Source organism: Stenotrophomonas sp. a6, assembly GCF_030913325.1.
Lineage (GTDB): Bacteria > Pseudomonadota > Gammaproteobacteria > Xanthomonadales > Xanthomonadaceae > Stenotrophomonas > Stenotrophomonas maltophilia.
Genome location: NZ_CP133161.1, coordinates 489,849 through 512,049, shown reverse-complemented (window position 1 = coordinate 512,049; position 22,201 = coordinate 489,849). Strand labels below are relative to the sequence as shown.

General features: G+C 67.0%; 26 protein-coding genes. 11 read left to right on the top strand and 15 right to left on the bottom strand.

Features of this window, described 5'->3' with window-relative positions:
* Positions 1-388 precede the first annotated feature (388 nt).
* Complete coding sequence (gene dinB, locus Q9Q79_RS02395; protein ID WP_115875252.1) at positions 389-1,483, bottom strand: DNA polymerase IV; 1,095 nt, start codon at positions 1,481-1,483, stop codon at positions 389-391.
* 190 nt (positions 1,484-1,673) lie between these two features.
* Here dinB and fabA point away from each other — a divergent pair, with 190 nt between their 5' ends.
* Positions 1,674-2,189, top strand: a complete 516-nt coding sequence (gene fabA / locus Q9Q79_RS02390; protein ID WP_005412134.1) for a 3-hydroxyacyl-[acyl-carrier-protein] dehydratase FabA — start codon at positions 1,674-1,676, stop codon at positions 2,187-2,189.
* Positions 2,189-3,397 carry a beta-ketoacyl-ACP synthase I gene (gene fabB, locus Q9Q79_RS02385; protein WP_005412133.1) on the top strand — a complete coding sequence of 403 codons (1,209 nt, stop codon included), beginning with the start codon at positions 2,189-2,191 and terminating at the stop codon, positions 3,395-3,397. The genes fabA and fabB overlap by 1 nt, the downstream gene beginning before the upstream one ends.
* Before the next feature lie 115 nt (positions 3,398-3,512).
* Here fabB and Q9Q79_RS02380 read toward each other — a convergent pair whose 3' ends face one another.
* The 3 genes from Q9Q79_RS02380 to Q9Q79_RS02370 are packed head-to-tail and all read right to left on the bottom strand — an operon-like array spanning position 3,513 to position 5,955.
* On the bottom strand, positions 3,513-4,196 hold the full coding sequence (locus Q9Q79_RS02380) for an HAD family phosphatase (RefSeq protein ID WP_005412132.1): 684 nt from the start codon (positions 4,194-4,196) through the stop codon (positions 3,513-3,515).
* Positions 4,193-4,894 (bottom strand): pseudouridine synthase, encoded by a 702-nt coding sequence (locus Q9Q79_RS02375; protein ID WP_099484190.1) that lies wholly within the window; start codon positions 4,892-4,894, stop codon positions 4,193-4,195. Before Q9Q79_RS02375 ends, Q9Q79_RS02380 begins: the two co-directional genes overlap by 4 nt.
* Complete coding sequence (locus tag Q9Q79_RS02370) at positions 4,891-5,955, bottom strand: class I SAM-dependent methyltransferase (RefSeq protein WP_099524721.1); 1,065 nt, start codon at positions 5,953-5,955, stop codon at positions 4,891-4,893. The genes Q9Q79_RS02375 and Q9Q79_RS02370 overlap by 4 nt, the downstream gene beginning before the upstream one ends.
* A 156-nt stretch (positions 5,956-6,111) precedes the next feature.
* Here Q9Q79_RS02370 and Q9Q79_RS02365 point away from each other — a divergent pair, with 156 nt between their 5' ends.
* The gene (locus Q9Q79_RS02365; RefSeq protein WP_005407925.1) at positions 6,112-6,375 is read left to right on the top strand and encodes a hypothetical protein; all 264 of its coding nucleotides are present in this window, start codon (positions 6,112-6,114) and stop codon (positions 6,373-6,375) included.
* Between the two features lie 82 nt (positions 6,376-6,457).
* Here Q9Q79_RS02365 and Q9Q79_RS02360 read toward each other — a convergent pair whose 3' ends face one another.
* Together Q9Q79_RS02360 and Q9Q79_RS02355 are read right to left on the bottom strand one after the other, a co-directional pair.
* On the bottom strand, positions 6,458-6,748 hold the full coding sequence (locus Q9Q79_RS02360) for a DUF3247 family protein (RefSeq protein ID WP_024957100.1): 291 nt from the start codon (positions 6,746-6,748) through the stop codon (positions 6,458-6,460).
* Positions 6,749-6,791: 43 nt separating this feature from the next.
* Positions 6,792-8,780 (bottom strand): ATP-binding protein, encoded by a 1,989-nt coding sequence (locus Q9Q79_RS02355; RefSeq protein ID WP_201861677.1) that lies wholly within the window; start codon positions 8,778-8,780, stop codon positions 6,792-6,794.
* A 244-nt stretch (positions 8,781-9,024) separates the two neighbouring features.
* On the opposite strand from Q9Q79_RS02355, the gene Q9Q79_RS02350 reads away from it, so the two are divergent.
* A complete protein-coding gene (locus Q9Q79_RS02350) occupies positions 9,025-9,588 on the top strand; it encodes a DUF3016 domain-containing protein (protein ID WP_043033923.1) in 564 nt (187 codons plus the stop codon).
* A gap of 182 nt (positions 9,589-9,770) precedes the next feature.
* Here the strand turns inward: Q9Q79_RS02350 and alr are convergent, their stop codons facing one another.
* Entirely contained in the window at positions 9,771-10,838 is a 1,068-nt protein-coding gene (alr, locus tag Q9Q79_RS02345; protein ID WP_005412128.1) for an alanine racemase, read from the bottom strand.
* Positions 10,817-12,121, bottom strand: a complete 1,305-nt coding sequence (locus Q9Q79_RS02340) for a D-amino acid dehydrogenase (RefSeq protein WP_111686827.1) — start codon at positions 12,119-12,121, stop codon at positions 10,817-10,819. The genes alr and Q9Q79_RS02340 overlap by 22 nt, the downstream gene beginning before the upstream one ends.
* Before the next feature lie 149 nt (positions 12,122-12,270).
* Here Q9Q79_RS02340 and Q9Q79_RS02335 point away from each other — a divergent pair, with 149 nt between their 5' ends.
* On the top strand, positions 12,271-12,750 hold the full coding sequence (locus tag Q9Q79_RS02335) for a winged helix-turn-helix transcriptional regulator (RefSeq protein WP_005407919.1): 480 nt from the start codon (positions 12,271-12,273) through the stop codon (positions 12,748-12,750).
* 109 nt (positions 12,751-12,859) lie between these two features.
* Here Q9Q79_RS02335 and Q9Q79_RS02330 read toward each other — a convergent pair whose 3' ends face one another.
* Positions 12,860-13,030, bottom strand: a complete 171-nt coding sequence (locus Q9Q79_RS02330; protein ID WP_060381079.1) for a hypothetical protein — start codon at positions 13,028-13,030, stop codon at positions 12,860-12,862.
* A 144-nt stretch (positions 13,031-13,174) separates the two neighbouring features.
* Positions 13,175-13,552, bottom strand: a complete 378-nt coding sequence (locus tag Q9Q79_RS02325) for a hypothetical protein (protein WP_044569474.1) — start codon at positions 13,550-13,552, stop codon at positions 13,175-13,177.
* Positions 13,553-13,692: 140 nt separating this feature from the next.
* On the opposite strand from Q9Q79_RS02325, the gene msrB reads away from it, so the two are divergent.
* From msrB to Q9Q79_RS02300, 5 genes are all read left to right on the top strand, one after another.
* A complete protein-coding gene (gene msrB / locus Q9Q79_RS02320; RefSeq protein WP_005407916.1) occupies positions 13,693-14,160 on the top strand; it encodes a peptide-methionine (R)-S-oxide reductase MsrB in 468 nt (155 codons plus the stop codon).
* Positions 14,161-14,250: 90 nt separating this feature from the next.
* The gene (gene motA, locus Q9Q79_RS02315) at positions 14,251-15,105 is read left to right on the top strand and encodes a flagellar motor stator protein MotA (RefSeq protein ID WP_005407915.1); all 855 of its coding nucleotides are present in this window, start codon (positions 14,251-14,253) and stop codon (positions 15,103-15,105) included.
* A gap of 3 nt (positions 15,106-15,108) precedes the next feature.
* Entirely contained in the window at positions 15,109-16,059 is a 951-nt protein-coding gene (gene motB, locus Q9Q79_RS02310) for a flagellar motor protein MotB (protein ID WP_024957104.1), read from the top strand.
* A gap of 97 nt (positions 16,060-16,156) precedes the next feature.
* Positions 16,157-16,645 (top strand): hypothetical protein, encoded by a 489-nt coding sequence (locus Q9Q79_RS02305; RefSeq protein WP_005407913.1) that lies wholly within the window; start codon positions 16,157-16,159, stop codon positions 16,643-16,645.
* 13 nt (positions 16,646-16,658) lie between these two features.
* On the top strand, positions 16,659-16,934 hold the full coding sequence (locus Q9Q79_RS02300; protein WP_005412122.1) for a DUF4031 domain-containing protein: 276 nt from the start codon (positions 16,659-16,661) through the stop codon (positions 16,932-16,934).
* A 112-nt stretch (positions 16,935-17,046) separates the two neighbouring features.
* Here the strand turns inward: Q9Q79_RS02300 and Q9Q79_RS02295 are convergent, their stop codons facing one another.
* Positions 17,047-17,991: an IS481-like element ISStma1 family transposase gene (locus Q9Q79_RS02295; protein WP_012479022.1), complete on the bottom strand. Its 945-nt coding sequence runs from the start codon at positions 17,989-17,991 to the stop codon at positions 17,047-17,049.
* Between the two features lie 191 nt (positions 17,992-18,182).
* Positions 18,183-18,725: a hypothetical protein gene (locus tag Q9Q79_RS02290; RefSeq protein ID WP_005407911.1), complete on the bottom strand. Its 543-nt coding sequence runs from the start codon at positions 18,723-18,725 to the stop codon at positions 18,183-18,185.
* A gap of 90 nt (positions 18,726-18,815) precedes the next feature.
* On the opposite strand from Q9Q79_RS02290, the gene Q9Q79_RS02285 reads away from it, so the two are divergent.
* Positions 18,816-19,064, top strand: a complete 249-nt coding sequence (locus tag Q9Q79_RS02285) for a DUF3297 family protein (RefSeq protein ID WP_005415112.1) — start codon at positions 18,816-18,818, stop codon at positions 19,062-19,064.
* A 99-nt stretch (positions 19,065-19,163) separates the two neighbouring features.
* Here the strand turns inward: Q9Q79_RS02285 and Q9Q79_RS02280 are convergent, their stop codons facing one another.
* The 3 genes from Q9Q79_RS02280 to Q9Q79_RS02270 form a co-directional block, all read right to left on the bottom strand.
* Positions 19,164-20,813 carry a Na+/H+ antiporter gene (locus Q9Q79_RS02280; RefSeq protein ID WP_005407909.1) on the bottom strand — a complete coding sequence of 550 codons (1,650 nt, stop codon included), beginning with the start codon at positions 20,811-20,813 and terminating at the stop codon, positions 19,164-19,166.
* 117 nt (positions 20,814-20,930) lie between these two features.
* A complete protein-coding gene (locus tag Q9Q79_RS02275) occupies positions 20,931-21,719 on the bottom strand; it encodes a class III extradiol ring-cleavage dioxygenase (protein WP_005407908.1) in 789 nt (262 codons plus the stop codon).
* 31 nt (positions 21,720-21,750) lie between these two features.
* On the bottom strand, positions 21,751-22,161 hold the full coding sequence (locus Q9Q79_RS02270) for a DoxX family protein (RefSeq protein ID WP_005407907.1): 411 nt from the start codon (positions 22,159-22,161) through the stop codon (positions 21,751-21,753).
* Positions 22,162-22,201: the final 40 nt, after the last annotated feature.

Here is a 22,201-nt window from a genome sequence, read left to right as displayed (position 1 = left end):
GGGAGTTTTCTTTTTGCAGGGCTGCGCCCTGCACCCGCTCAATGCAACGGCAACAGCCGAAGCAACAGCAACAGCGGGCTATCCGTGGGATGGCGGGGTGGGTCCGGTTGCGGGGGACGCTGCAAGTACGTCCATGTAAGCTCGATCGCGGCTTGCTCGTGTGCGCTGTCCTGCGCACACGGCAAGACCGGGGTTGGGCGTCCTGCCCAACCCGCCCGAGGCATGCCTCGGGCCCATGCGGCTCACGCCCCCGCAACCGGACCCACCCCGCCTTCGACAGTTTCCTGCTGCTGATGGAACCTGCTGCTGTTGGTGGGTGCCGACCGTTGGTCGGCACGGGGTCGGATCCCGTTGCTGCGCAACGGGCTCTGACCCCCCTGTTTGATGATTAGGTTTCTGTGGGATTGATCATGTCGTGCTCGAACAGTTCCCCCTGCACCACCGGCTCCTTTTCGCGGAAGCCACCCAGCCCGACGCCGACCAGGCGGTAGCGCGTCTCGGCCGGCAGATCGACCCTCGCGCGCAGCGATAGGGCGATGTCACGCAGCTCTTCCATCGATTCCGGCGGGCGCTCCGGGGTGAAGCTGCGGGTGAGGATGCGGAACTGCGCGGTCTTCAGTTTCAGCACCACGGTGTGGCCGATGCGCTCGGTCTTGCGCGTGGCGTTCCAGGTCTTCCCTGCCAGCTGCACGATCGCCTCTGTCAGGTCTTCCAGCAGCAGGTCTTCGGCGAAGGTGTCCTCCGAGGAGATCGACTGCACCTGCTGGTCCGGTTCCACCGGCCGCTCGTCGATGCCACGTGCGCGGTTGTACAGGCTGCGGCCGAAGCTGCCGAATGCCTCTTCCAGATCGATCAAGGCCCACTGCCGCAGGTCGCCGCAGGTGACGATGCCGCGCGCGGCCAGCTTGCCTTCCATGACCTTGCCGACGCCGGGCACGCGGTTCACCGGCAGCGGCGCCAGGAACGCATCCACGCGCTGCGGTGGAATCACGAACTGGCCGTCGGGCTTGCGCCAGTCCGAGGCGATCTTGGCCAGGAACTTGTTCGGCGCGATCCCGGCTGAAGCAGTCAGGTTCGTTTCCTCGCGGATCTGCGCGCGGATGGTGCGGGCGATGTCGGTGGCCAGTTCAATGCCACTCTTCGGCTCGGTCACGTCCAGATAGGCCTCGTCCAGCGACAGCGGCTCGACCAGGTCGGTATGGCGCAGGAAGATCGCGCGTACCTGCTGTGACACCGCCTTGTAACGCGCGAAGTCCGGCGGCACGAAGATCGCGTCCGGGCACAGGCGCTCGGCACGCACGGCGGGCATCGCCGAACGCACGCCGAACACGCGCGCCTCGTAGGACGCCGCACACACCACCGAGCGGGCGCCACGCCATGCCACGACCACCGGCTTGCCGCGCAGTGACGGATCGTCGCGCTGCTCCACCGACGCGTAGAACGCGTCCATGTCAACGTGGATGATCTTGCGCAGTCGGGTCATGTCAGGTGGGAAAGGCGGGGCCGGGCCGGGTGGGCCACACGCCGAAGTATGGTCGTTGCACATCAACAGGATGCGCGTATTCCCTTGAAAACACTACGGTTGCGTACGGTTGAAATGTTTGATCGGCGCAGTTTCCACGGGCATTCTCGGGCGCTTGTTTCCCTGTTCTTCGCTTCCAGGATTGTGCTTCATGACCCGTCTCCACGCGTTCAACCGCGAACAGCTGCTGGCCAGCGCACGCGGTGAACTGTTCGGCACCGCTGCTGGCCGTCTGCCCAACGACCCGATGCTGATGTTCGACCGCATCACCGACATCCGCGAGGACGGCGGACCGCATGGCAAAGGCATGGTACGCGCCGAACTGGATATCCGCCCGGACCTGTGGTTCTTCGGCTGCCATTTCATCGGCGACCCGGTGATGCCCGGCTGCCTGGGCCTGGACGCCATGTGGCAGCTGACCGGCTTCTTCCTGACCTGGCTGGGCGCCCCCGGCAAGGGCCGCGCGCTGGGCTGTGGCGAAGTGAAGTTCACCGGCCAGGTGCTGCCGGAAGCCAGGCTCGTGCGTTACGAGATCGACATCAGCCGCGTCATCAACCGCAAGCTGGTGATGGCCCAGTCGGACGCCCGCATGTACGTGGATGACCGCGAAATCTACAGCGCGCGCGACCTGCGCGTCGGCCTGTTCACCGAAACCGGGAGCTTCTGATGCGTCGCGTCGTCATCACCGGCATGGGCATCACGTCCTGCCTCGGCAATGATCTGGATACCGTTTCGGCCGCGCTGCGCGAAGGGCGCTCGGGCATCACCGCCCTGGCCGACCACGCCGAAGCGGGCCTGCGCAGCCAGGTCGGCGGTCGTGTCGACCTCGATCTGGAGGCGCTGATCGACCGCAAGCAAAAGCGCTTCATGAGCGATGCAGCGGCCTTCGCCTATCTGGCCATGCGCGATGCCATCGCCGATGCCGGGCTCAGCGTCGAGCAGGTCAGCAGCCTGCGCACCGGCCTGATCGCCGGTTCCGGTGGCGGCTCCAGCGAATGGCAGATCGGCGCGGTCGACCTGCTGCGCGAACGTGGCGTGCGCAAGGTCGGCCCGTACATGGTGCCGCGCACGATGTGCTCGACGGTCTCGGCCTGCCTGGCTACGGCCTACCAGATCAAGGGCGTCAGCTATTCGCTGTCGGCCGCCTGCGCGACCTCGGCGCACTGCATCGGCGCGGCCGCGGACATGATCCGCCATGGCGCGCAGGACATCATGTTCGCCGGTGGCGGTGAAGACCTGCACTGGTCGATGAGCGTGATGTTCGATGCGATGGGCGCGCTGTCGACCAGCTTCAACGAAACCCCGGCCAGCGCCTCGCGTCCGTACGACAAGGACCGCGACGGCTTCGTCATCGCCGGTGGTGGCGGCATGCTGGTGCTGGAGGACTACGACCACGCCGTTGCGCGCGGCGCGCACATCCACGCCGAACTGATCGGCTATGGCGTGACCTCCGACGGCGCCGACATGGTTGCTCCGTCCGGCGAAGGCGCGGTGCGCTGCATGAAGATGGCGCTGCAGGGCGTCGATCGCCCGCTGGACTACCTCAATACCCACGGCACCTCCACGCCGCTGGGCGACGTCACCGAGCTCAATGCGATCCGCGAAGTGTTCGGCGATGCGGTGCCGCCGCTGTCCTCGACCAAGGCGCTGTCCGGCCATTCGCTCGGTGCGGCCAGCGTGCACGAGGCGATCTACTGCCTGCTGATGATGCGCGATGGCTTCGTTGCCGGTTCGGCCAACATCGGCGAGCTGGACCCGAAGGTGGAGAGCTTCCCGATCCTGCGCGAAAGCCGCGAGCAGAAGCTGGATACGGTGATGTCCAACAGCTTCGGCTTCGGTGGCACCAACGCCGCGCTGGTGTTCGGGCGAGTGTGATGGGGCAGGTGTGCCGACCAACGGTCGGCACCCACCAGGGCAGTAAAGAGTGCCAACCAAGGTTGGCACCCACCGGGGCATTGGGGTCTGCCGACCAACGGTCGGCACCTACCGGTTACCTCGGCAACAACGGCAGCAGGAGCGCGTGCGCGTCCACCAGCGATCCAACGATGCGGTGGCCCAGGGCACGCAACTCTTCATCCGGATGCACCAGGTCAGGCACCTGGATCACGGTCATGCCGGCCGCCAGCGCCGCACGCGTACCGGCCGGTGAGTCTTCCAGCGCCAGGCAGCGTTCCGGCGCCTGGCCCAGCCGCTGCGCGGCCAGCAGGTAGATATCCGGCGCCGGCTTCGGCCGCGCGACGTCACCACTGGTGATCACCGCATCGAAGTATGGCAGCAGGCCGGCCGCAGCCAGCTTGCGGTTGGCGCGCGGCTGCCGCGTGGTGGTTGCCACCGCACGCGGTACCGCATGCGCCTTCAGCAGTTGCAGCAGCTCCAGGATGCCCGGCCGCAACGGCAGGCCGGTCTGCGTGCGTGCTTCATACAGGTCGTGGCAGCGCGCGGCCATCGCCTCGATCACGCTGTCCTCGATGCCCTGCGCACGCAGCAGCGCGTGCGTGTCACGGTCACCGAGGCCGACCATGCGCAGGAACACCGCCTCGTCCAGGCCCAGTCCGAACTCGTCGGCGGCCTGGCTCCAGCAGGCCAGCGAAACCCGCTCGCTGTCGATCATCAGGCCGTCCATGTCGAAGATGACGGCGTCGGGGAGGAACGGCAGCGCAGCGATGGTGGTCATGGAGCGAACAGCGTATCCAGGTCGGTGGAGGTGAGCTGCCGCCATTGCCCTTCGTCCAGCCCCTGCAGGTCCAGCCCGCCGACGCGGCTGCGGTGCAGGGCCTGCACGTGGTTGCCGGTGGCGGCGAACATGCGGCGTACCTGATGGTAGCGGCCTTCGTGCAGCACCAGGCGCGCGCGGCGCGCATCCAGCACTTCCAGTTCAGCCGGCAGCAGGGGCGTCTTCTCGGACTCCAGCATCAGCGTACCGCTGGCGAACAACGCTACCTCGTCGCCGCGCAGGTCGTCGCTCAACTCGACCTCATAGACTTTCGGCAGCTTCGACTTCGGCGAGATGATCCGGTGCAGCAGGCCGCCATCGTCGGTCAGCAGCAGCAGGCCACTGGTGTCGCGGTCGAGGCGGCCCACCGTGGACAGCACCGGATCGCGATCGCGGAAGCGCGGCGGCAGCAGATCGTAGATCAGGCGGCCGGTGTCCTTGGTCGAGCAGGTGTAGCCGGCCGGCTTGTGCAGCGCGATCGACAGGCCCACCGGCGGGTCCAGCGGCTCGCCGTCGACACGGATCGCCTCGTGCGGCACCTGGTCGTCGGCATACAGCACCTCGCCGTCGGCGTCGGTGACGCGGCCTTCGCGGAACATCCACTGCACCTGCTTGCGGCTGCCATAGCCCAGGTTGGCGATGAGCTTGACCAGCTTCACTTGCCCTTCCCCTTCACCGCTTCCACCAGCTTGAAGCCATCACGCTCGGCGATCACGCGCACCGCGCCAAAGCTCTCGTTGAGCGTGTACTCGTACGGCAGGTGGCGGTTGGCCACCACGTACAGGCGTCCGCCCGGGCGCAGCGCCTGCGCGGCCACGGCGATGAAGCGCTGGCCGATGTCCGGGCGATCGGCGCGCGACGGCGTGTGGAACGGCGGGTTGCTGATGATGACGTCGTAGGCCGGTTCGATACCCGCGGTGACGTCCTGCCACAGGAAGCGCAGCGGCAGCGGGCGCGGCGGCGGCGCCAGATTGAGTTCGGCCAGTGCCAGCGCGCGCTGCTCGGCTTCGTACAGGTCCAGCGCGGTGATCTTCGGGCAGCGTTCCAGCAGCTCGCGCGAAAGGTAGCCGTAACCCGCGCCGAGGTCGGCGGCACGCCCGGCCAGGTCGGCCGGCAGGTGTTCGGCCAACAGCGCCGACGCCGGGTCGATGCGATCCCAGGCGAACACGCCCGGGCGGCTGAGGAAACGGCCGCCGACGATAGGCCGCACCGCATCCAGTGCCGACCAGCGCTTGGCCAGGTCAGCGTCGTGCTGGCCCTGCATCGGCGCGGTCCAGTACACGCGGCAGTGGTTCTTGGTCAGGCTGCCGCCGAGGCCGGTCAGCTGCTTGAGGTCACCCTCGCCCGAGCGTGCGCCTTCGTTGTTGGACTGGCAGGCAACGATGCGGCCGCCGTCGGCGACCAGCGCCAGCGCGCGGGCGAACAGCGCGCGGGCTTCTTCACGCTGGCGCGGCGGCAGCACCAGCACCAGCGGGTAGCGGCCCTTGCCGGCCACATCATCCAGCTGGCCGCTGACGGTCCAGCCGGCGGCCTGCTGCAGCGGCTGCGCGAACGGGGCGAAGCTCTGCTCGCAATGCACCTCGCGGTTGCCGGCCACTTCGCGCAGCGGCCAGCCGTCGCGGGCCCGCAGGAAAGCCACGGGGCCTTCCGGCCAGCGCAGAGCGCCTTGGGAGAACGGCAGGAACAGGGTCTGCAGGGGGGCGTCGTCGCTGGAGGCCATCGGCGCGGGTACTTCAAGCGTGAGGGCCGTCCATTGTACCGGCTTGACCGGGTCGGCCCCGGCAGCCGCTTTGCGAAACCCGAACGGGGCCTTGATCTGCCAGCAACATTGGAACGTTCAGGGTAGAGGCTCCCCCGGAAACCCAGGAGAACCTGCATGCGAGCCTTGTTCGTCGGTGGCGTGGTCGACAACAGTGAAATGGACCTGGAAGGCAGCCATCCGCCCGTGCATTACCCCGAGGACACCGGCGGCGGCCACTCGCGCTACCGGCTGCACCAGGTCGGTCATGGTGCCGACGGCAGCGTGGCCTATGCGGTGTATGGCGCGCCGGACCTGGCCGATGACGAGGTGGCGAGGGTTGCGGAGGAGCGGGCGTATGCACGCCGGTTCGAGGCGACGCCGACCCTGTTCGAGCACTGAGCGCAGCAGCCACGCATGGCGTGGCTCTACTGCAACCTCTGGTAGATCCACGCCAAGCGGGGATGGGCCCGGCAGGTTGCCGTCAAACCCTCGGCGGCAACCTGCGGATGCTGGCGATCTCGTCCAACCACACATGGTGCTGCTGCACCGGCGTGTCGTAGTCATCCAGGCGCAGCTGGCCGTTGCTGCCTTCATCGCCAGCGACGTTGCGGTATTGCTGCACGGTTGGCCTCACGGCCACCGTGCCGAGCAGACGGCGGCCATCGTGCAGAATCAGTTCCACCTGCGTTTCGCCATCCAGCTGCGGCAGCAGGGCTTCCAGGCGCGCGATCTGCGCCGGATCGGTGTGGATACGTGGAGCTATACGGGACATCGGCGACCTCCTGATTGCAGGGTCGCCGATCGGCCGTGAATGTTCAGTGCAGCGCGCTGTCCGCGCGCGGCACCTGCACCTTGCGTACGGCAGCCACCAGCTGCGCCACCGAGTACGGCTTGGCGACATGCTCCTGGAAGCCCGACGCCAGCGCGCGGCGGCGGTCATCGGCACGCGCCAGTGCAGTCACCGCCACCGCAGGCAAGGTTGCCCCGTCCACGCCCATGTCCTCGCGCAAGGTGCGCACCAGCCCATAGCCATCCATGCCCGGCATGCCGATGTCGGTCAGCATCACGTGGTACTGCAGATGGCCGGTGTCGGCCAGCAGTGCCAGTGCCTCGCCGGCCGAGCTGGCCGCCGACACGCTGGCGCCCTGCTCTTCCAGCATGCGCCGCAGGTACTCCAGCACCTCCGGCTGGTCTTCCACCGCCAGCACATGCATGCCCCGCAGCGGATACGGTTCGACGATCACCGGCTCCAGGATCGGCCCGCTGATGACTTCGCGCAGCGGCCGGCGCTCGGCATCCGGCAGGTGCTGGGGCAGGCGCACGGTGAACGTGGCGCCGTGGCCATGGCCTTCGCTGGCGGCGGCGACGGTGCCGCCGTGCAGTTCGACCAGCTGCTGCACGATCGCCAGGCCCAGGCCGAGGCCGCCATGGCGGCGCGTGGTGGTGCCATCGGCCTGGCGGAAGCGGCTGAACAGGTGGTTGAGGAACTCCGGTGCGATGCCATCGCCGGTATCGCGCACCGTAATCACCCAGTGGGTGCCGTCGGCCTGCAGCTGAACGTCGATGCGGCCCTCGGCCGGGGTGAACTTGATCGCATTCGAGAGCAGGTTCCAGAACACCTGCTGCAGGCGCGTGGCATCGCCCAATACCAGGCTGGGCTGCTCGGGCAGCTGCAGGTGCACGTCCAGCGCCTTGCCTTCGGCCACCAGTTCCTGCGCGCCGATGGCTTCGCCAAGCAGCGTGCGCAGGTCCAGCACTTCCACCTCCAGCTGTACCTTGCCCAGCAGCATGCTGCTGAGGTCGAGCATGTCCGAGATCAGCCGCTTCTGCGCACCGGCGCTGTTGGCGATCACGTTCAGGCCCTTGTACAGCGGGCTGGTGTTGTCCACGCGCTGCAGCAGCAGCTCGCTCCAACCGAGGATGGTGGTCAGCGGGGTGCGCAGCTCGTGCGACAGCGTGGCCAGGAACTCGTCCTTCAGCCGCGCCATGTTCTCGGCGGCGCTGCGCGCGGCGCGTTCGGACTGCAGCAGTTCCTCGCGTGCCAGTTCGATCTCGCGGCGCTCGGTCACGTCCGGGCTGCTGCCAGCCAGGCCGATGAAGCGGCCCATGCGCGAGAAGCGCGGGCGCGCGTTCATCTCCAGCCAGCGCCACTGGCCGTCGGCGCGCCGCGCACGTACCAGCGCATGCATCGAACGCTGCGCCTTCAATGCTTCCTGCAGCTCGTACTCGAATACGGACGCATCGTCTGGATGTACCAGGCCGCGCCAGACATCTTCCGGAACGCGCGTTTCGTCGCCACCGAAAAACTCGCTGAAGGCGCTGTTGACGAAGCGGGCGTGGCCGCGCTCGTCGAGCACCCATACCGGCATCGGCAGGCCATCGGCCAGTGCGCTGAAGCGGGCTTCGCTTTCGCCCAGCTCCACTTCCATCTGCTTGCGCGCGGTGATGTCGAAGAACAGGATGCCGACCTTGTCTTCGCCCGGACGACCAACGCGCACCGCATCAACCGCGAACGAGCGGCCCAGGGCGCGCGCTTCCATCTCGAACTGGGCGGGGCGACCACTGCGGGCCACTTCACCGTAGATGCGGAACCAGTCTTCCTCGTGGTTCGGTTCCAACGCACTCATGCGCTGACCGCGTGCGTCCTTCAGGCCGGTATGGCGCTCGAAGGCGTCGTTGACCTCGATGAAACGATAGTCCACCGCGCGGTCGCCTTCGAACAGCACCTGGATCACGCAGAAACCGGCGTTGATGCGCTCAAGCACGCCATGATGCAGGTCGGGTTCGGGCGCCGGCACCATCATCGGTGGGCGCTCCACTAGGGGCGGCAGTGTGGACAAGGGCGTCTGGACGGGCCGGATTGGAGACACAGCATGTTCCAGAGAGCGTATTCACAGCGTCAAGCGCCGTCAGTCAGGGTTGACGACGATGAATTGGCGGTAACCCCCCTTGCATACGCCGCAGCCGGCCATTGCAGTGACCCGGCCACAGGATCACACTCGATCCGTGATCAACATCGTCCCCAGCGCGGGGACGCAGGAGACCGTCATGAAACGCGCACTCGTGATTGCCCTGCTGGCAGGCGCCCTGGTGGTGAGCGGCGCCAACGCTGCAGCGCGCAACGTAACCGGTACGGACGCGCCGCGTGCGTTGCAGGCCAATGGCCCGGTCAGCGTGAAATGGGAGGATCCGGCCACGTTCACCGAGATCCGCCAGAGCACCAACCGCTTCGAGGCCGAACGCGGTGACTGGGTACAGCAGCTGGCCCGCTACCTGCAGACCACCGCTGCCAAGCCGCTGCAGCCTGGGCAGACCCTCGATGTCACTCTGGTGGACATCAAGCGTGCCGGTGACTACGAGCCGTGGCACGGCCCGCGTGCGCGCGACATCCGCGTGATGCGTGATATCTACCCGCCCCGCATCACCCTGCAGTACACGTTGAAGGACGCTGACGGCCGTATTGTGAGCGAAGGCGACGCCCGCCTGAGCGACTCCGGCTACCTGCAGGGCAGTGGGTTGCTGACCAACAGCGATCCGCTGCGCTACGAGAAGCGCCTGATTGATGACTGGGTGAAGCGCCAGCTGGCCAGCCAGGCCACCGCTGCGCGCTAGGCCCCTCGGCAGGTGTCGACCTTGGTCGACACGCATTAGCCGACCAAGGTCGGCCGCTACCGGAGCCGCGCAGGGCGACCGCTGCGTGCCAGGCCCCCGGTAGGTGTCGACCCTGGTCGACACGCATTACAGGGCGCCGACCAAGGTCGGCCGCCACACCGAAGCCGAGCGTGGGCTCGGCGCTACACGTACACCTTCGCCACGCGCTTGACCGCGCACGGCAGCTGGTACGCGCTCACGCCGCAGCGCGGCGCCAGTTCCGCCAACGTCGGCGCACTGCCCCACAGTTCCACCACGCTGCCCACCGCGGCCTGCGGATGCGCCGTCAGGTCCACCGTCAGCATGTCCATCGACACGCGCCCGATCAGTGCGCCGGGCTGGCCATCGATCAATACCGGCGTGCCATTCGGGGCGAACTGCGGATAACCGTCGGCATAGCCCAGTGCAACCACACCCACGCGGGTGCGCGCCTTGGCCACGAAGCGCGCGCCATAACCCACCGGCTCACCCGCTTCGATCCAGCGTTCGGCGATCACCTTCGACTGCATCGTCATCACCGGGCGCAGGCGCTCGGTCAGCGTGGTGTCGTCCGGCAGCGGGTTCGCGCCATACAGCATCAGGCCCGGGCGCACCCAGTCGCTGCGCACGTCCGGCCAGCCCAGCAGCGCCGGCGAATTGCACACGCTGGTCTCGCCATGCAGGCCGTCGATGGCGCGCGCGAAGGTCGCCGCCTGTTCGTGGGTGCGTTCGCTGTCCAGCTCGTCGGCGCGCGCCAGGTGGGTCATCAGCACGATGCGCTCGACCTGCGGCAGCGCTGACAGGCGCGCGTGCGCCGCGCGGAAGCTGTCCACGTCCAGGCCGAGGCGATGCATGCCGCTGTCCAGCTTCAGCCACACCGTCAACGGGCGCGGGCTGTCGAAGGCGGCGACGGCCTCCAGCTGCCACGGTGAACCCACGGCGAACCAGAAATCATGCTCGGCCACCAGCGCCATGTCGCTGGGTTCGAAGATGCCTTCCAGCAGCAGGATCGGCGCACGGATGCCGGCCTGGCGCAGTTCCAGCGCCTCTTCGATGGTGGCCACGCCGAAGCCATCGGCCTCGCCTTCCAGCGCCTGCGCACAGCGCACCGCGCCATGCCCATAGGCATCGGCCTTGATGATCGCCAGGGCCTTGCCACCGCCCAGTTCACGGGCGAGCCGGTAATTGCTGCGCAGGGCGCCCAGATCGATCAGCGCGCGGGCAGGACGCATGTGCGGTTCTCTTGTTGCGGCGCGTGACCGTACTGGCCGTAGCGGAAAATATCCAGGCCTTCGGTGCTGATCTGCGGCTGGCGCGCGCTCATCAGGTCAGCCAGGTAGCGGCCCGAGCCGCAGGCCATGGTCCAGCCCAGGGTGCCGTGGCCGGTGTTGAGGTACAGGTTGCGGAACGGCGTGGCGCCGATCACCGGCGTACCGTCCGGCGTGGCCGGGCGCAGGCCGGTCCAGAACTGCGCGCGCGACAGGTCGCCGCCCTTCGGGTAGAGGTCGCTGACCACCAGCTCCAGGGTCTCGCGGCGTCGCTGCGACAGCGACAGGTCGAAGCCGGCCACTTCGGCCATGCCACCGACGCGGATGCGGTCGTCGAAGCGGGTGACCGCCACCTTGTAGCTCTCGTCGAGGATGGTCGAGGTCGGCGCCATCGCCGGGTCGGTGATCGGCAGGGTCAGCGAATAGCCCTTCAGCGGGTACACCGGCAGGCGCATGCCCAGCGGTGCGACCAGCGCCGGCGAATAGCTGCCGAGCGCGACCACGAAGCGGTCGGCGGTTTCCAGCTTGCCGTCGATGCGCACGCCGGTGATGCGGTCGCCATCGAACTCCAGGCCGGTGATGTCCTGGTCGAAGCGGAACTCGACACCAGCATCCACGCACATCTGCGCCAGGCGACGGGTGAACAGCTGGCAGTCGCCGGTCTGGTCACGCGGAAGGCGCAGCGCACCGACCAGGCCATCGACATGCGCCAGGGCCGGTTCCGCCTGGATGATGCCGGCGCGGTCCAGCACCTCGTACGGCACGCCGTACTGGGCCAGGATCTCGATGTCCTGCGCCGAGGCATCCAGCTGCTGCTGGGTGCGGAACAGCTGGGTGGTGCCCAGGTCGCGGCCTTCGAATTCGATGCCGACCTGCGCGCGCAGCTCGTTCAGGCAGTCGCGGCTGTACTCGGACATGCGCACCATGCGCGCCTTGTTGATCGCATAACGCTCGTGGGTGCAGTTGCGCAGCATCTGCCACAGCCAGCGGTACTGGGCCAGGTCCATGCCCGGTTTGATCGCCAGCGGCGCGTGCTTCTCGAACAGCCAGCCGATGGCCTTCTTCGGCACGCCCGGGGCCGCCCACGGCGAGGTATAGCCGAATGACAGCTGGCCGGCATTGGCGAAGCTGGTTTCCAGCGCCGGGCCGGGTTGGCGGTCGATGACCGTGACTTCAAACCCGGCCTGTCGCAGGTACCAGGCACTGGTGGTACCAATCACGCCGCTGCCGAGAACTAGGACTCGCATGGGACTTCTCCAACCCGATCATTCCCTGCACTGGAGCGCACAGGGACCATAATTGGGGAAGTATAGACAGCCATTCCCAGTTGATTTGCCTGTTTTGAAATCAACCGGCAGGATGTTCTCCTGCAATTCATTCCCCAAGGTTGACGACCATGGCCACCCGTACCCGCGAACTGGACAAGATCGACCGCAAGATCCTGCGCATCCTGCAGGCCGAGGGCCGTATTTCCTTCACCGAACTGGGCGAGCGGGTCGGCCTGTCGACCACGCCGTGCACGGAGCGCGTGCGCCGGTTGGAGCGCGAAGGGGTGATCACCGGCTACCACGCCCACCTCGACCCGGCCGCAGTGAAGGCCAGCCTGCTGGTGTTCGTGGAAATCAGCCTGGCCTACAAGTCCGGCGACATTTTCGAGGAGTTCCGGCGCGCGGCGCTGAAGCTGCCCAACGTGCTGGAGTGCCATCTGGTGTCGGGCGACTTCGATTACCTGCTGAAAGCGCGGATCAGCGAAATGGCCTCCTACCGCAAGCTGCTCGGCAGCACGTTGCTGACACTGCCGCACGTGCGCGAGTCGAAAAGCTACATCGTGATGGAAGAAGTGAAGGAAACGCTGAGCTTGCCGATTCCGGATTGAGGCGGTTGCGATCGGGGTCAGAGCCCGCGTTGCGGGATCCGACCCCGGTCGGGATTCGGCAAGGGGTCGGATCCCGCGCAGCGGGCTCTGACCCCGGTCATGGCAACAGTCAACGCTGCTGTGGATGTTTCTGCGAGCGCTGTTCCTGCTGCTTGCCGCCCTTGTGCGGCTGCTGCGGGTCCATCTGCTGTTGCTGCTGCGGGTTGCGGCCCTGCGGTTCCTTGCCGGGATGACGGTTCTGCTGGTTTTTCATGATCGCGATCCAGTGGACAAAGGACATGCGGCGGCGAAATGCCGGCGCACGGTCACGTTGGTCCCGGAACGGTTAATCGCAGGCGAAAAAGCAGTGATCTGCAGCAGGTTGTTTTCGTGCGTTCAGCCCGCACAGCCCGCAGCCGCTGCCCACCTGGATTCGCATTGGAGGTCAGCGCTTGATCTGCTGGCCATCGCCGGCCGGCACGCTGTCGTAATAGCGGCCGGTGCGCGAGTCGAACACGCGGTTCGGGCCGGCCGGGCGCACCCCGGGAACGATGCGGCCATTGCGGTCATAGACCTTGTCGGCAGGCTTCGGGACCGGCGCCGGCGCGACCTGGGCCGGACCGGTGGACTTGATCGGCTGCGTCGGCTGTGGCGAGGGCAGTACCTGCGGCTGCGGGCGCGCGGCCTGTGGTGGCGGCACCACCGGCTGCGGTGCCACGGTGGTCGCACTACGGGTGGCGGTCGGGCTCGACGATGTCGGTACCTGGGCCTGCGCGACCAAGGGCAGCAGGGCCATCAACAGCAGGGAAAGGGTCGATTTCATGGCACGCTCCGGCGTGGTTCGCATTCACCATGCGCCAGCGCCTGTGTGCCGCCCATGAACGGCCATCACACTTGCAAGCGGGCGCCAGCACCCCCACGTTTTCCGGCACCCCCAGGCCATCGACCCCACGGAGCGCCGCCATGACCGCCTTCGATCTGACGCCCCCCACTGCCACCCAGACCGAGGCGCTGGTTGCCGGTCTCAGCAGCGAGGAACGCCGCGTGCTGCTGCAGCACGGCACCGAGGCGCCGTTCTGCGGGGTATTCCTCGACAACAAGCGCGAGGGCGTCTATTGCTGCCGCCTGTGCGCGCTGCCGCTGTTCCGCTCCAGCACCAAGTTCGATTCCGGTACTGGCTGGCCCAGCTTCTTCGCTCCGTTCGACCCAGCGCACGTGCGCGAGATCCGCGATACCAGCCACGGCATGGTCCGCACCGAGATCACCTGTGCGCGCTGCGGCAGCCACCTCGGCCACGTATTCCCGGACGGTCCGCCGCCCACCTACGAGCGTCACTGCCTGAATTCCGTCTCACTTTCATTCACTGGCAATGGTGAGCCGTGGCCCGATCCACTGCAGCGTGGCGGTGCCGAGGCCGGCATGGCGGGCTGAAATACCCGCTGACCGATTTCACAGAATTCCCTCTTCAGAAAACCGGGCGACGGGCCGACAAGGAGATATCCCCTCTCCTTGCGTCGCCCCATGCTCATCATCGTTGGATTCCTGGTCGTCATCATCAGCGTGATCGGGGGCTACCTCGGTGCCCACGGCCGCCTGGGTGCCCTCTGGCAGCCCTACGAGCTGGTCATCATCGGCGGCGCCGCGCTCGGCGCCTTCCTGGTCGGTACCCCGGCCAAGACCGTCAAGCAGACCCTGCAGGCCATGGTGGGCGTGTTCAAGGGCCCGCGCTACAAGCAGCAGGACTACATCGATGTGCTCAGCCTGCTCTATGAACTGCTCAACAAGGCGCGCCGCGAAGGCTTCATGGCGCTGGAAGACCATGTCGAGCGGCCGGCCGAGAGCGCGCTGTTCGGCAACTACCCCAAGGTGCAGGCCGACCATCACCTGATCGACTTCATCACCGACTGCCTGCGCCTGATGATCGGCAGCAACATCGAGCCGCACGAGCTGGAACCGCTGCTGGAACTGGAGCTGGAAAAGCATCACGCCGAAGCCATGGCGCCGTCGCAGGTGCTGACCAAGGTCGCCGACGGATTGCCCGGTTTCGGCATCGTGGCGGCGGTGCTGGGCATCGTCATCACCATGGGCTCGATCGGCGGCGACATCGTCGAAGTGGGCGGCCATGTGGCCGGTGCGCTGGTGGGTACCTTCCTCGGCATCCTGCTGGGCTACGGCTTCGTCGGCCCGATGGCGGCGGCGATGGAAGCCCGCGCCGAACAGGACAGCCGCATCTACGAATCGGTCAAGACCGCCCTGCTGGCCTGCCTGCGCGGCTACAACCCGAAGATCGCGCTGGAATTTGCCCGCAAGACGCTGCCGTCGAACGTGCGCCCGGCCTTCTCCGATTTCGAGCAGCACCTGAAGACGGTCAAGTAAGCCATGGCCGAGAACAAGCCCACCGTCATCGTCCGCCGGGTCAAGAAGGCCGGCCACGCCGCCCACCACGGCGGCTCGTGGAAGGTGGCCTACGCCGACTTCGTGACCGCGATGATGGCGTTCTTCCTGGTGCTGTGGCTGATGGCCACCACCAACAAGAACGACCGTGCGGCCATTTCCGAGTACTTCCGCAACCCCAGCCCGCTGAGTGGGCAGAACGCCACGCCGGCGCCCGGCATGGCCGGCCCGGGCGGCGCCAGCACCTCGATGATCAAGCTGGGCGGTGCCACCGACATCTCGCGCGGCAACAGCAACGATCCCTTCCAGAACCAGAAGGAGGCCGTGCCGCAGCCGGTGGACCAGCAGCAGCGCGACAAGCAGCAGCTGGAAGCGCTGATGAAGGAGCTGCAGGAGGCGATCAGCAGGAGCCAGGCGCTGGAGCCGTTCAAGGACCAGCTGCTGCTGGACCTGACCCCGGAAGGCCTGCGCATCCAGATCGTGGACAAGCAGAACCGGCCCATGTTCGACCTTGGCAGCGCCACGCTGAAGCCGTACACGCAGCAGATCCTGCACGAACTGGCCGAGTACCTGAACCATGTGCCGAACCGGATCAGCCTGACCGGCCACACCGACATCACCGCCTATTCGGCCGCACGCGGCTATGGCAACTGGGAACTGAGCGCCGATCGTGCCAACGCCGCACGGCGCGCACTGGTGGACGGCGGCCTGGAGGACAGCAAGATCACCCGTGTGGTCGGCCTGTCCTCGTCGGTGCTGTTCGACAAGACCGACCCGCAGAACCCGATCAACCGCCGCATCAGCATCGTGGTGATGACCAAGGCCGCCGAGGAGGCCGCCCTGGCCGGTGCCGGCCCGCAGGTGGGGCTGTCGGCGCCCACCGCCGACCCGGACGTGCAGGCCGCGCAAGGTGAGGCCGCGCCCGTGGCACGTTGAACCGGGGTCAGATCCCTTTTCCATGGAAAGGGATCTGACCCCGCCTGCGTGCGGCCGCTACAATGGCGGTCTTTCCGTTTCCAGGTGATCCCACCCCATGTCCCAGAACTCCAAGGCCAAGCGCGACAAGCGCAAGAAGCAGCAGGCCAAGCGCCCGTTCCTGCGCCTGAACGCCCAGCAGCAGGTGCAGAACCATGCCGTGCTGACCAACGAAGACGGCCAGGTGGTGGCGGCCATCGGCCTGCAGGGCCGTGAGTGGCTGCTGGCCATCGGCGGCCAGACCATGGGCAATGCCGAGAACCCGGTGCCGATGCTGGCCATGCTCAAGCACCTGGCCAACGTGCAGGAAAAGGAAGGCCGCAAGGTCAACCTGGAGTACTCCGAACTGCTGCAGAAGCTGCTGGACACCCTGGCGGCCGAATCCGAGCAGACCGCCGACGAGTACCTGGACAAGCTGGTCGCCGAGTTCGAAGGCGTCGACGCTGCTGAAGGCGAGGAAGGCGAAGCCGCCGAGGGCGACGTGGCCGAAGAAGCCGCTGCCGAGGCCGCTCCGGCCGCTGACAGCGACAGCAAGCCGCAGGCCTGAACCGGCCGCGGCGGTGACGGTCTACGTCGATGACGCGGTGCATCCCTGGCGCGGACAGCGCTGGGCGCACCTGATGGCCGACACCCTGGCCGAGCTGCACGCGATGGCAGCGCAGCTCGGCATTCCCCCGCGGGCCTTCCAGAACAAGGCCAGCGGTGCCCACTACGATGTCACTTCCGAGCTGCGCGCACAGGCGATCGCGCTCGGTGCGCGGGCGATCTCACGGCACACCGACCGTGAACTGGTCAAAACGGTGATTGCCAACGCCAGGGCGCAGTACCGGCCGTAGGCCACGTCGCGGGTTCGCCGGACACCAACCGGCACCGACCGGGTAGAGTCGACTGTCAGTCGACTGCTCTCCCATCCGGCCGCGAGAACCCCGCGCTGCGCGCGATAGTCGACTAACTGTGTAAACCCACCACGTTGTTCAGCAGGACTCTGGAAATAGGTGGCTGGCCACCGATCCCCATGTGAGGGCGGTGCCAGTTGTAGTGGTGCAGCCATTGGGTCAGCACGGAATTGCGCTGGTCCGAGGAGGCGTATTCGCGGGCGTAGGCCCATTCGCGCAGGCTGGTTTGGATGAAGCGCTCGGCTTTGCCATTGGTCCGCGGCGTGTAGGGCTTGGTTCTGATGTGCTTGATCCCAAGGGATTTGAGCAGCTTGGCAAAGGCGGTGGAGCGATAGCAGGCACCGTTGTCGGTCAGGATCCGCTTGAAGGTGATTCCCAGGCTGGCGTAGTACTGCAGAGCGCCCAGCAGCGCCTGGCAGGCGGTTTCGGCCTGTTCGTTGGGGTGGACGCTGCTGAAGGCGACCCGGGAGTGATCGTCGATGGCCACGTGGACGTAGCCCCAGCCACCGCCAGCGGCGTTTCCCCGACGTTTGGCATCGGTTCTGTGCCCTGGCCGCTGGAAGTTGCCCAGCTTCTTGATGTCCAGGTGCAGCAGCCCTCCGGGCTGATCGTATTCGTATCGGATGACCTCCTTGGGCGGTTCAAGCCGACACAGCCGATTGAGGCCGTGGGCACGCATCAGCCTTGAAATCGTACTGTGGCCGACCCCCAGCGCCTTGGAGATGGTCAGGTAGGTCTGCCGTTTACGGCGGTGCTCCTTGATTTGCTCGATTACCGGAGCAGGTGTGGCATGCGGCGTCTGGTGAGGCCGTGAGCTGCGGTTTTCCAGCCCCGGTGCCCCGAACTGGCGGAATCGGGCCAGCCATTTGTAGGCCGTACGCACACTTACGCCGCATGCTTGGGCTGCTTCCTCTGGGCGCAGGCCCTCGTGGAGGATGCGGCGAATAAGAAGTGCTCGACTATGGACGGTCAAACGGGCATTTTTATGGTGGTTCATCCGGGCTCTTTGGGGTCTGGAGAGGTGTGGTAACCACCATTTTCCAAAGATGTCCCGGATGAACAACGTACAGAGAGATCACAACTAACAGTCGACTCTACCCCGTCGGGTCGTCCCCAGCGGATCAACCCATCAGGCCGTGCCCAGCAGATCGTCCCCGCCGGGTCGTGCCGGGCGGATCGGCCCATCGCTCAGAACGGGTCGCTGCCCAGGCGGATTTCCACGTTCAGCAGCGAGCACAGCGCCAGCATTGCGTCGTCGTCGCGGGTCAGCGCCATCACGCCGGTGAAGCCGTCACTGCCGGCATCCACGCTCCACAGCGTGTAGTTGTGCTCGCGCAGGCGGTCGAAGGCGGTGGACATCAGCTGCACGCCGTCCAGGTCTTCGGCGAAGTCCTCGTCATCCAGGTCGCCGCCCCAGTCCAGCTGCAGGTTGAAGCGCGCCGACAGCTCGTTCACTGCCGACTGCAGCGATTCCAGATCATCACGCTCGACCTCGAAACCGGACTGCCAGGCGATGGCCGTGAACAGGGCCGGCAGCCAGTCGCTGTCCGCTTCCAGCGGCTGCCCGTCCTCGGCCAGGTGCTCGCGCCAGCGGTTGAACTGCTGCAGGGCCAGCTCCTCGTCGCCCGGGTTGATCAGCACCAGCAGGTTCCAGACCCGTGCCTCGAAGCCATCTTCGTCGAAGTCGTGGATGTCTTCCTCGAAGTCGAAATAGTCGCTGTTGTCGGGCATGGCGGAACTTCCTCTGGGGCAGGCCGGCATTCTACGGTTTATCCTGTGCCGCTGAAGCCGGCCTTGGTGGCCGTCACTGTGAATGAAGCGATGAGCGATACCCCTCCCGACCACCTGGCGATCAACCCGGCCAGCCCCTTCCATGATGCGCAGGCGCTGGAGCGCGGCGTCGGCGTGCGTTTCAACGACGTCGAGCGTGACAACGTCGAGGAATACTCGGTCAGCGAAGGCTGGATCCGCGTGCAGGCCGGCAAGGCCCGCGACCGCCGCGGCAACCCGATGACCATCAAGGTCAAGGGCAAGGTCGAGGTGTATTTCCTGGACCAGAAGCCGGAATAAGCACGGCTCCCGGATCCTGGGGTCAGATCCCTTTCCTGCGGAAAGGGATCTGACCCCGATCAACGCGGACCGAGGTCCGCACCCACCCGGGGTACACGGTCATTCGCGCTTGCGCGATTCCAGCAGGTCCAGGTTGCGGATCAGGCGCCGCGAGATCTCATCGGAGATCACCCCGCGCCGGGTCAACCGGAACAGCTCCTCGCGCTCGGCATTGAGGCCGGCGCTGCGCAGCTGGCGGTAGCCCATTTCCATGCGCCGTACCTTCTCCGGGTCAACGTCGGGCCCATCACTGTCGCGCTCCAGGTGCCGCTGGTAGAGCAGGCTCACCCGCGAGGCGGCGTCGTTGTACAGCTGCACGTTCTCGGTGTTCTGGTTCATCACCAGCTGCTGGCGCATGCGCTCGACCCCGGCCAGCGCGGCCTTCGACGACAGCCGGCGTGCCAGGTCCTCTTCCTTGCGCTCGCCCGAGTCAGCCGGCAGCTGCAGGCCCTTCAGCAGCTGTGGCAGCGCGATGCTGGCGCCCAGCAGCGAGAACAGGATCACCGATGCAGCCAGGAAGATCACCAGGTCACGCGCCGGGAACGCACTGCCGTCGGGCAGGAACAGCGGCAGGGTCAACACACCGGCCAGGGTGATCGCACCGCGCACGCCGGCCACCGAGGTCGCCACCACGATGCGCCAGTTCGGTGCCTCGCCCCGCTCCAGGCCGCGACGGCGCGCGCGCAGCAGGTTCCAGCGCAGCGACAACCACACCCACAACAGGCGCAGCACGACCAGTGCCAGATTGATCACCACCACATACACCAGCAGCCACCACGCACTCTGGTGGCCGGTCTCGTTCATGGTGGTGGTGGCGCGTTCGACGATGCCCGGCAGCTGCTCGCCCAGCAGCACGAACATGATGCCGTTGAAGCTGAACTGCAGCATGTTCCAGACCCCGGCGCGCTGCACGCGCATGCTGCCGGAGACGCGACCGGTCAGCTCGACATAGCTCATCGCGATACCGGCGGCGACCGCGGCGAGGATGCCCGAGGCATGGATCTCTTCGGCCAGCAGGTAGGCCGCGAACGGAATGAGCAGGTTGACCAGCATCGCCGCGCCGGGCTCTTCGCCGAAGCGGCGCCACAGCCAGCGCTGGAAGGTGGACACACCCAGCGTCACCGCCACGCCCACCGCCAATCCCGCCACCGCCACCCACACGAAGGTCAGCGAGGCCGTGGCCAGCGAGAAGGTGCCGGTCATCACCGCCGCCACCGCGAAGCGGAAGCAGACCAGGCCCGAGGCATCGTTCAGCAGCGACTCGCCTTCCAGGATGTGCATCAGGCGCTTGGGAATCGGCGCCTTCGAAGCGATCGCGCCCACCGCCACCGGGTCGGTCGGCGAGACGATGGCCGCCAGCGCGAAGCACACCGCCAGCGGCATCACCGGAATCAACCAGTGGATCAGGAAGCCGGCGCCGATGACGGTGAACACCACCAGGCCGAAGGCCAGTTCGAGGATCGCGCCCTTGTCGCGGAACAGGCCCTGCTTGGGAATGCGCCAGCCATCGAGGAACAGCAGTGGCGGCAGGAACAGCAGGAAGAACACTTCCGGCTCCAGCGCGTGGCCACGGTTGAACACCCCGGCGATGACCGCACCCAGGCCGATCTGCACCAGCGGCAGCGGCAACGAGAACGGCAGGACGCGAACCAGGTAGCCGCTGGCGACAACGGCCACCAGCATCGCCAGGACGACTTCAATGGTATGCATGCTTCTTCCAGGAAGCGGCGCGTGGGGAGGCTTGGAGGCCAGCGCCGGAAACCCGGAAAAAATTACCACATGCGGCCATGGCCGCGACGGCCGGGGCCGCCGCGCGTCAGCCCCGGCTCATGCCCCGTCGAAGCGGTACAGATCCATGGCGAGGAAGCCGGCATCGATGCCGGCATCGATGCGACGCGCACCGAAACCGCCCTCGCCGGCCGCGCCCATTGCAAAGAACAGCGGCAACAGGTGCTCGTCGGTCGGGTGCGCGCGTTCGGCGAACGGCGCCTGCCGGCGGTAATCCAGCAGGGCCTGGCGGTCATCAGCGGCCAGGCGCTGCTCCACCCATTCGATGAAGGGCCGCACGTACGGCGCTTCCTTGCCGTCCTGGTAGTCGCCCCAGTCGTGCAGGTTGTGGGTGATGCTGCCGGAGCCGACCAGCAGCACGCCCTGTTCGCGCAGCGGCGCCAGCGCACGGCCCAGCGCGAACTGATGCTCGGGGCCGAGCAGCGGCTGGATCGACACCGGCACCACCGGGATGTCCGCCTGAGGGCGCAACAGCCGCAGCGGTACCCACGCGCCGTGGTCGAGGCCACGCTGCGGGTCGATGGCCACTGGCAGGCCTGCGGCGGCGATGCGGCCGGCCACTTCTTCGGCCAGTGCCGGATCACCCGGTGCCGGGTACTGCAGTTCGAACAGCGCGCGCGGGAAGCCACCGAAGTCGTGGATGGTCGGCGGCTGTGGATGCGCGCCAACCAGCGGCTGCCGGCCCAGCCAGTGCGCCGAAGCCATCACGATGGCGCGCGGCGTCGGCAGATCGCGCGCCAGCTCGGCCAGGCGCACGCCAACCTGGCCCGGCTGCAGGGCAGTCATCGGCGAACCATGGGAGATGTACAGCGAAGGCAGGCGGGACATGGAATTCTCCAGTTGCAGGATCAGGCGGCGATCAGCGCGAACGCAGGGTCCACTTGCCATCGCCGAGCAGGAACAGCACCACCAGCGCCAATGCCCAGAACGCCGGGTATTCCCAGCCGCCGCCGGCATTGGCGAAACCGAAACCGTTGGCGCCGTGCACGGTAACGATGGTGCCCAGCAGCAGCGGCACGCCGACCAGGCCCACCCAGCGTGCGTAGATGCCCAGCAGCAGCGCGACGGTGATCACCAGCTCGACGCCGATGGTGAGGTAGCCGAGCACACCGGGCAGGCCCAGAGACTCGAAGAACGCCGCCGTACCGGCCGGGGTGAACACCAGCAGCTTGGTCAGTGCGTGGACCAGGAACAGCACGCCCAGAGCCAGGCGCAGCAGGGTGGCGCCATACGGCGCCAGCGGCGAAACAGGAGCGGTCGTGGTGTGCATGGCAAAGCACCTTGAAGGGAGTGGGCACAGGTTATTGCGC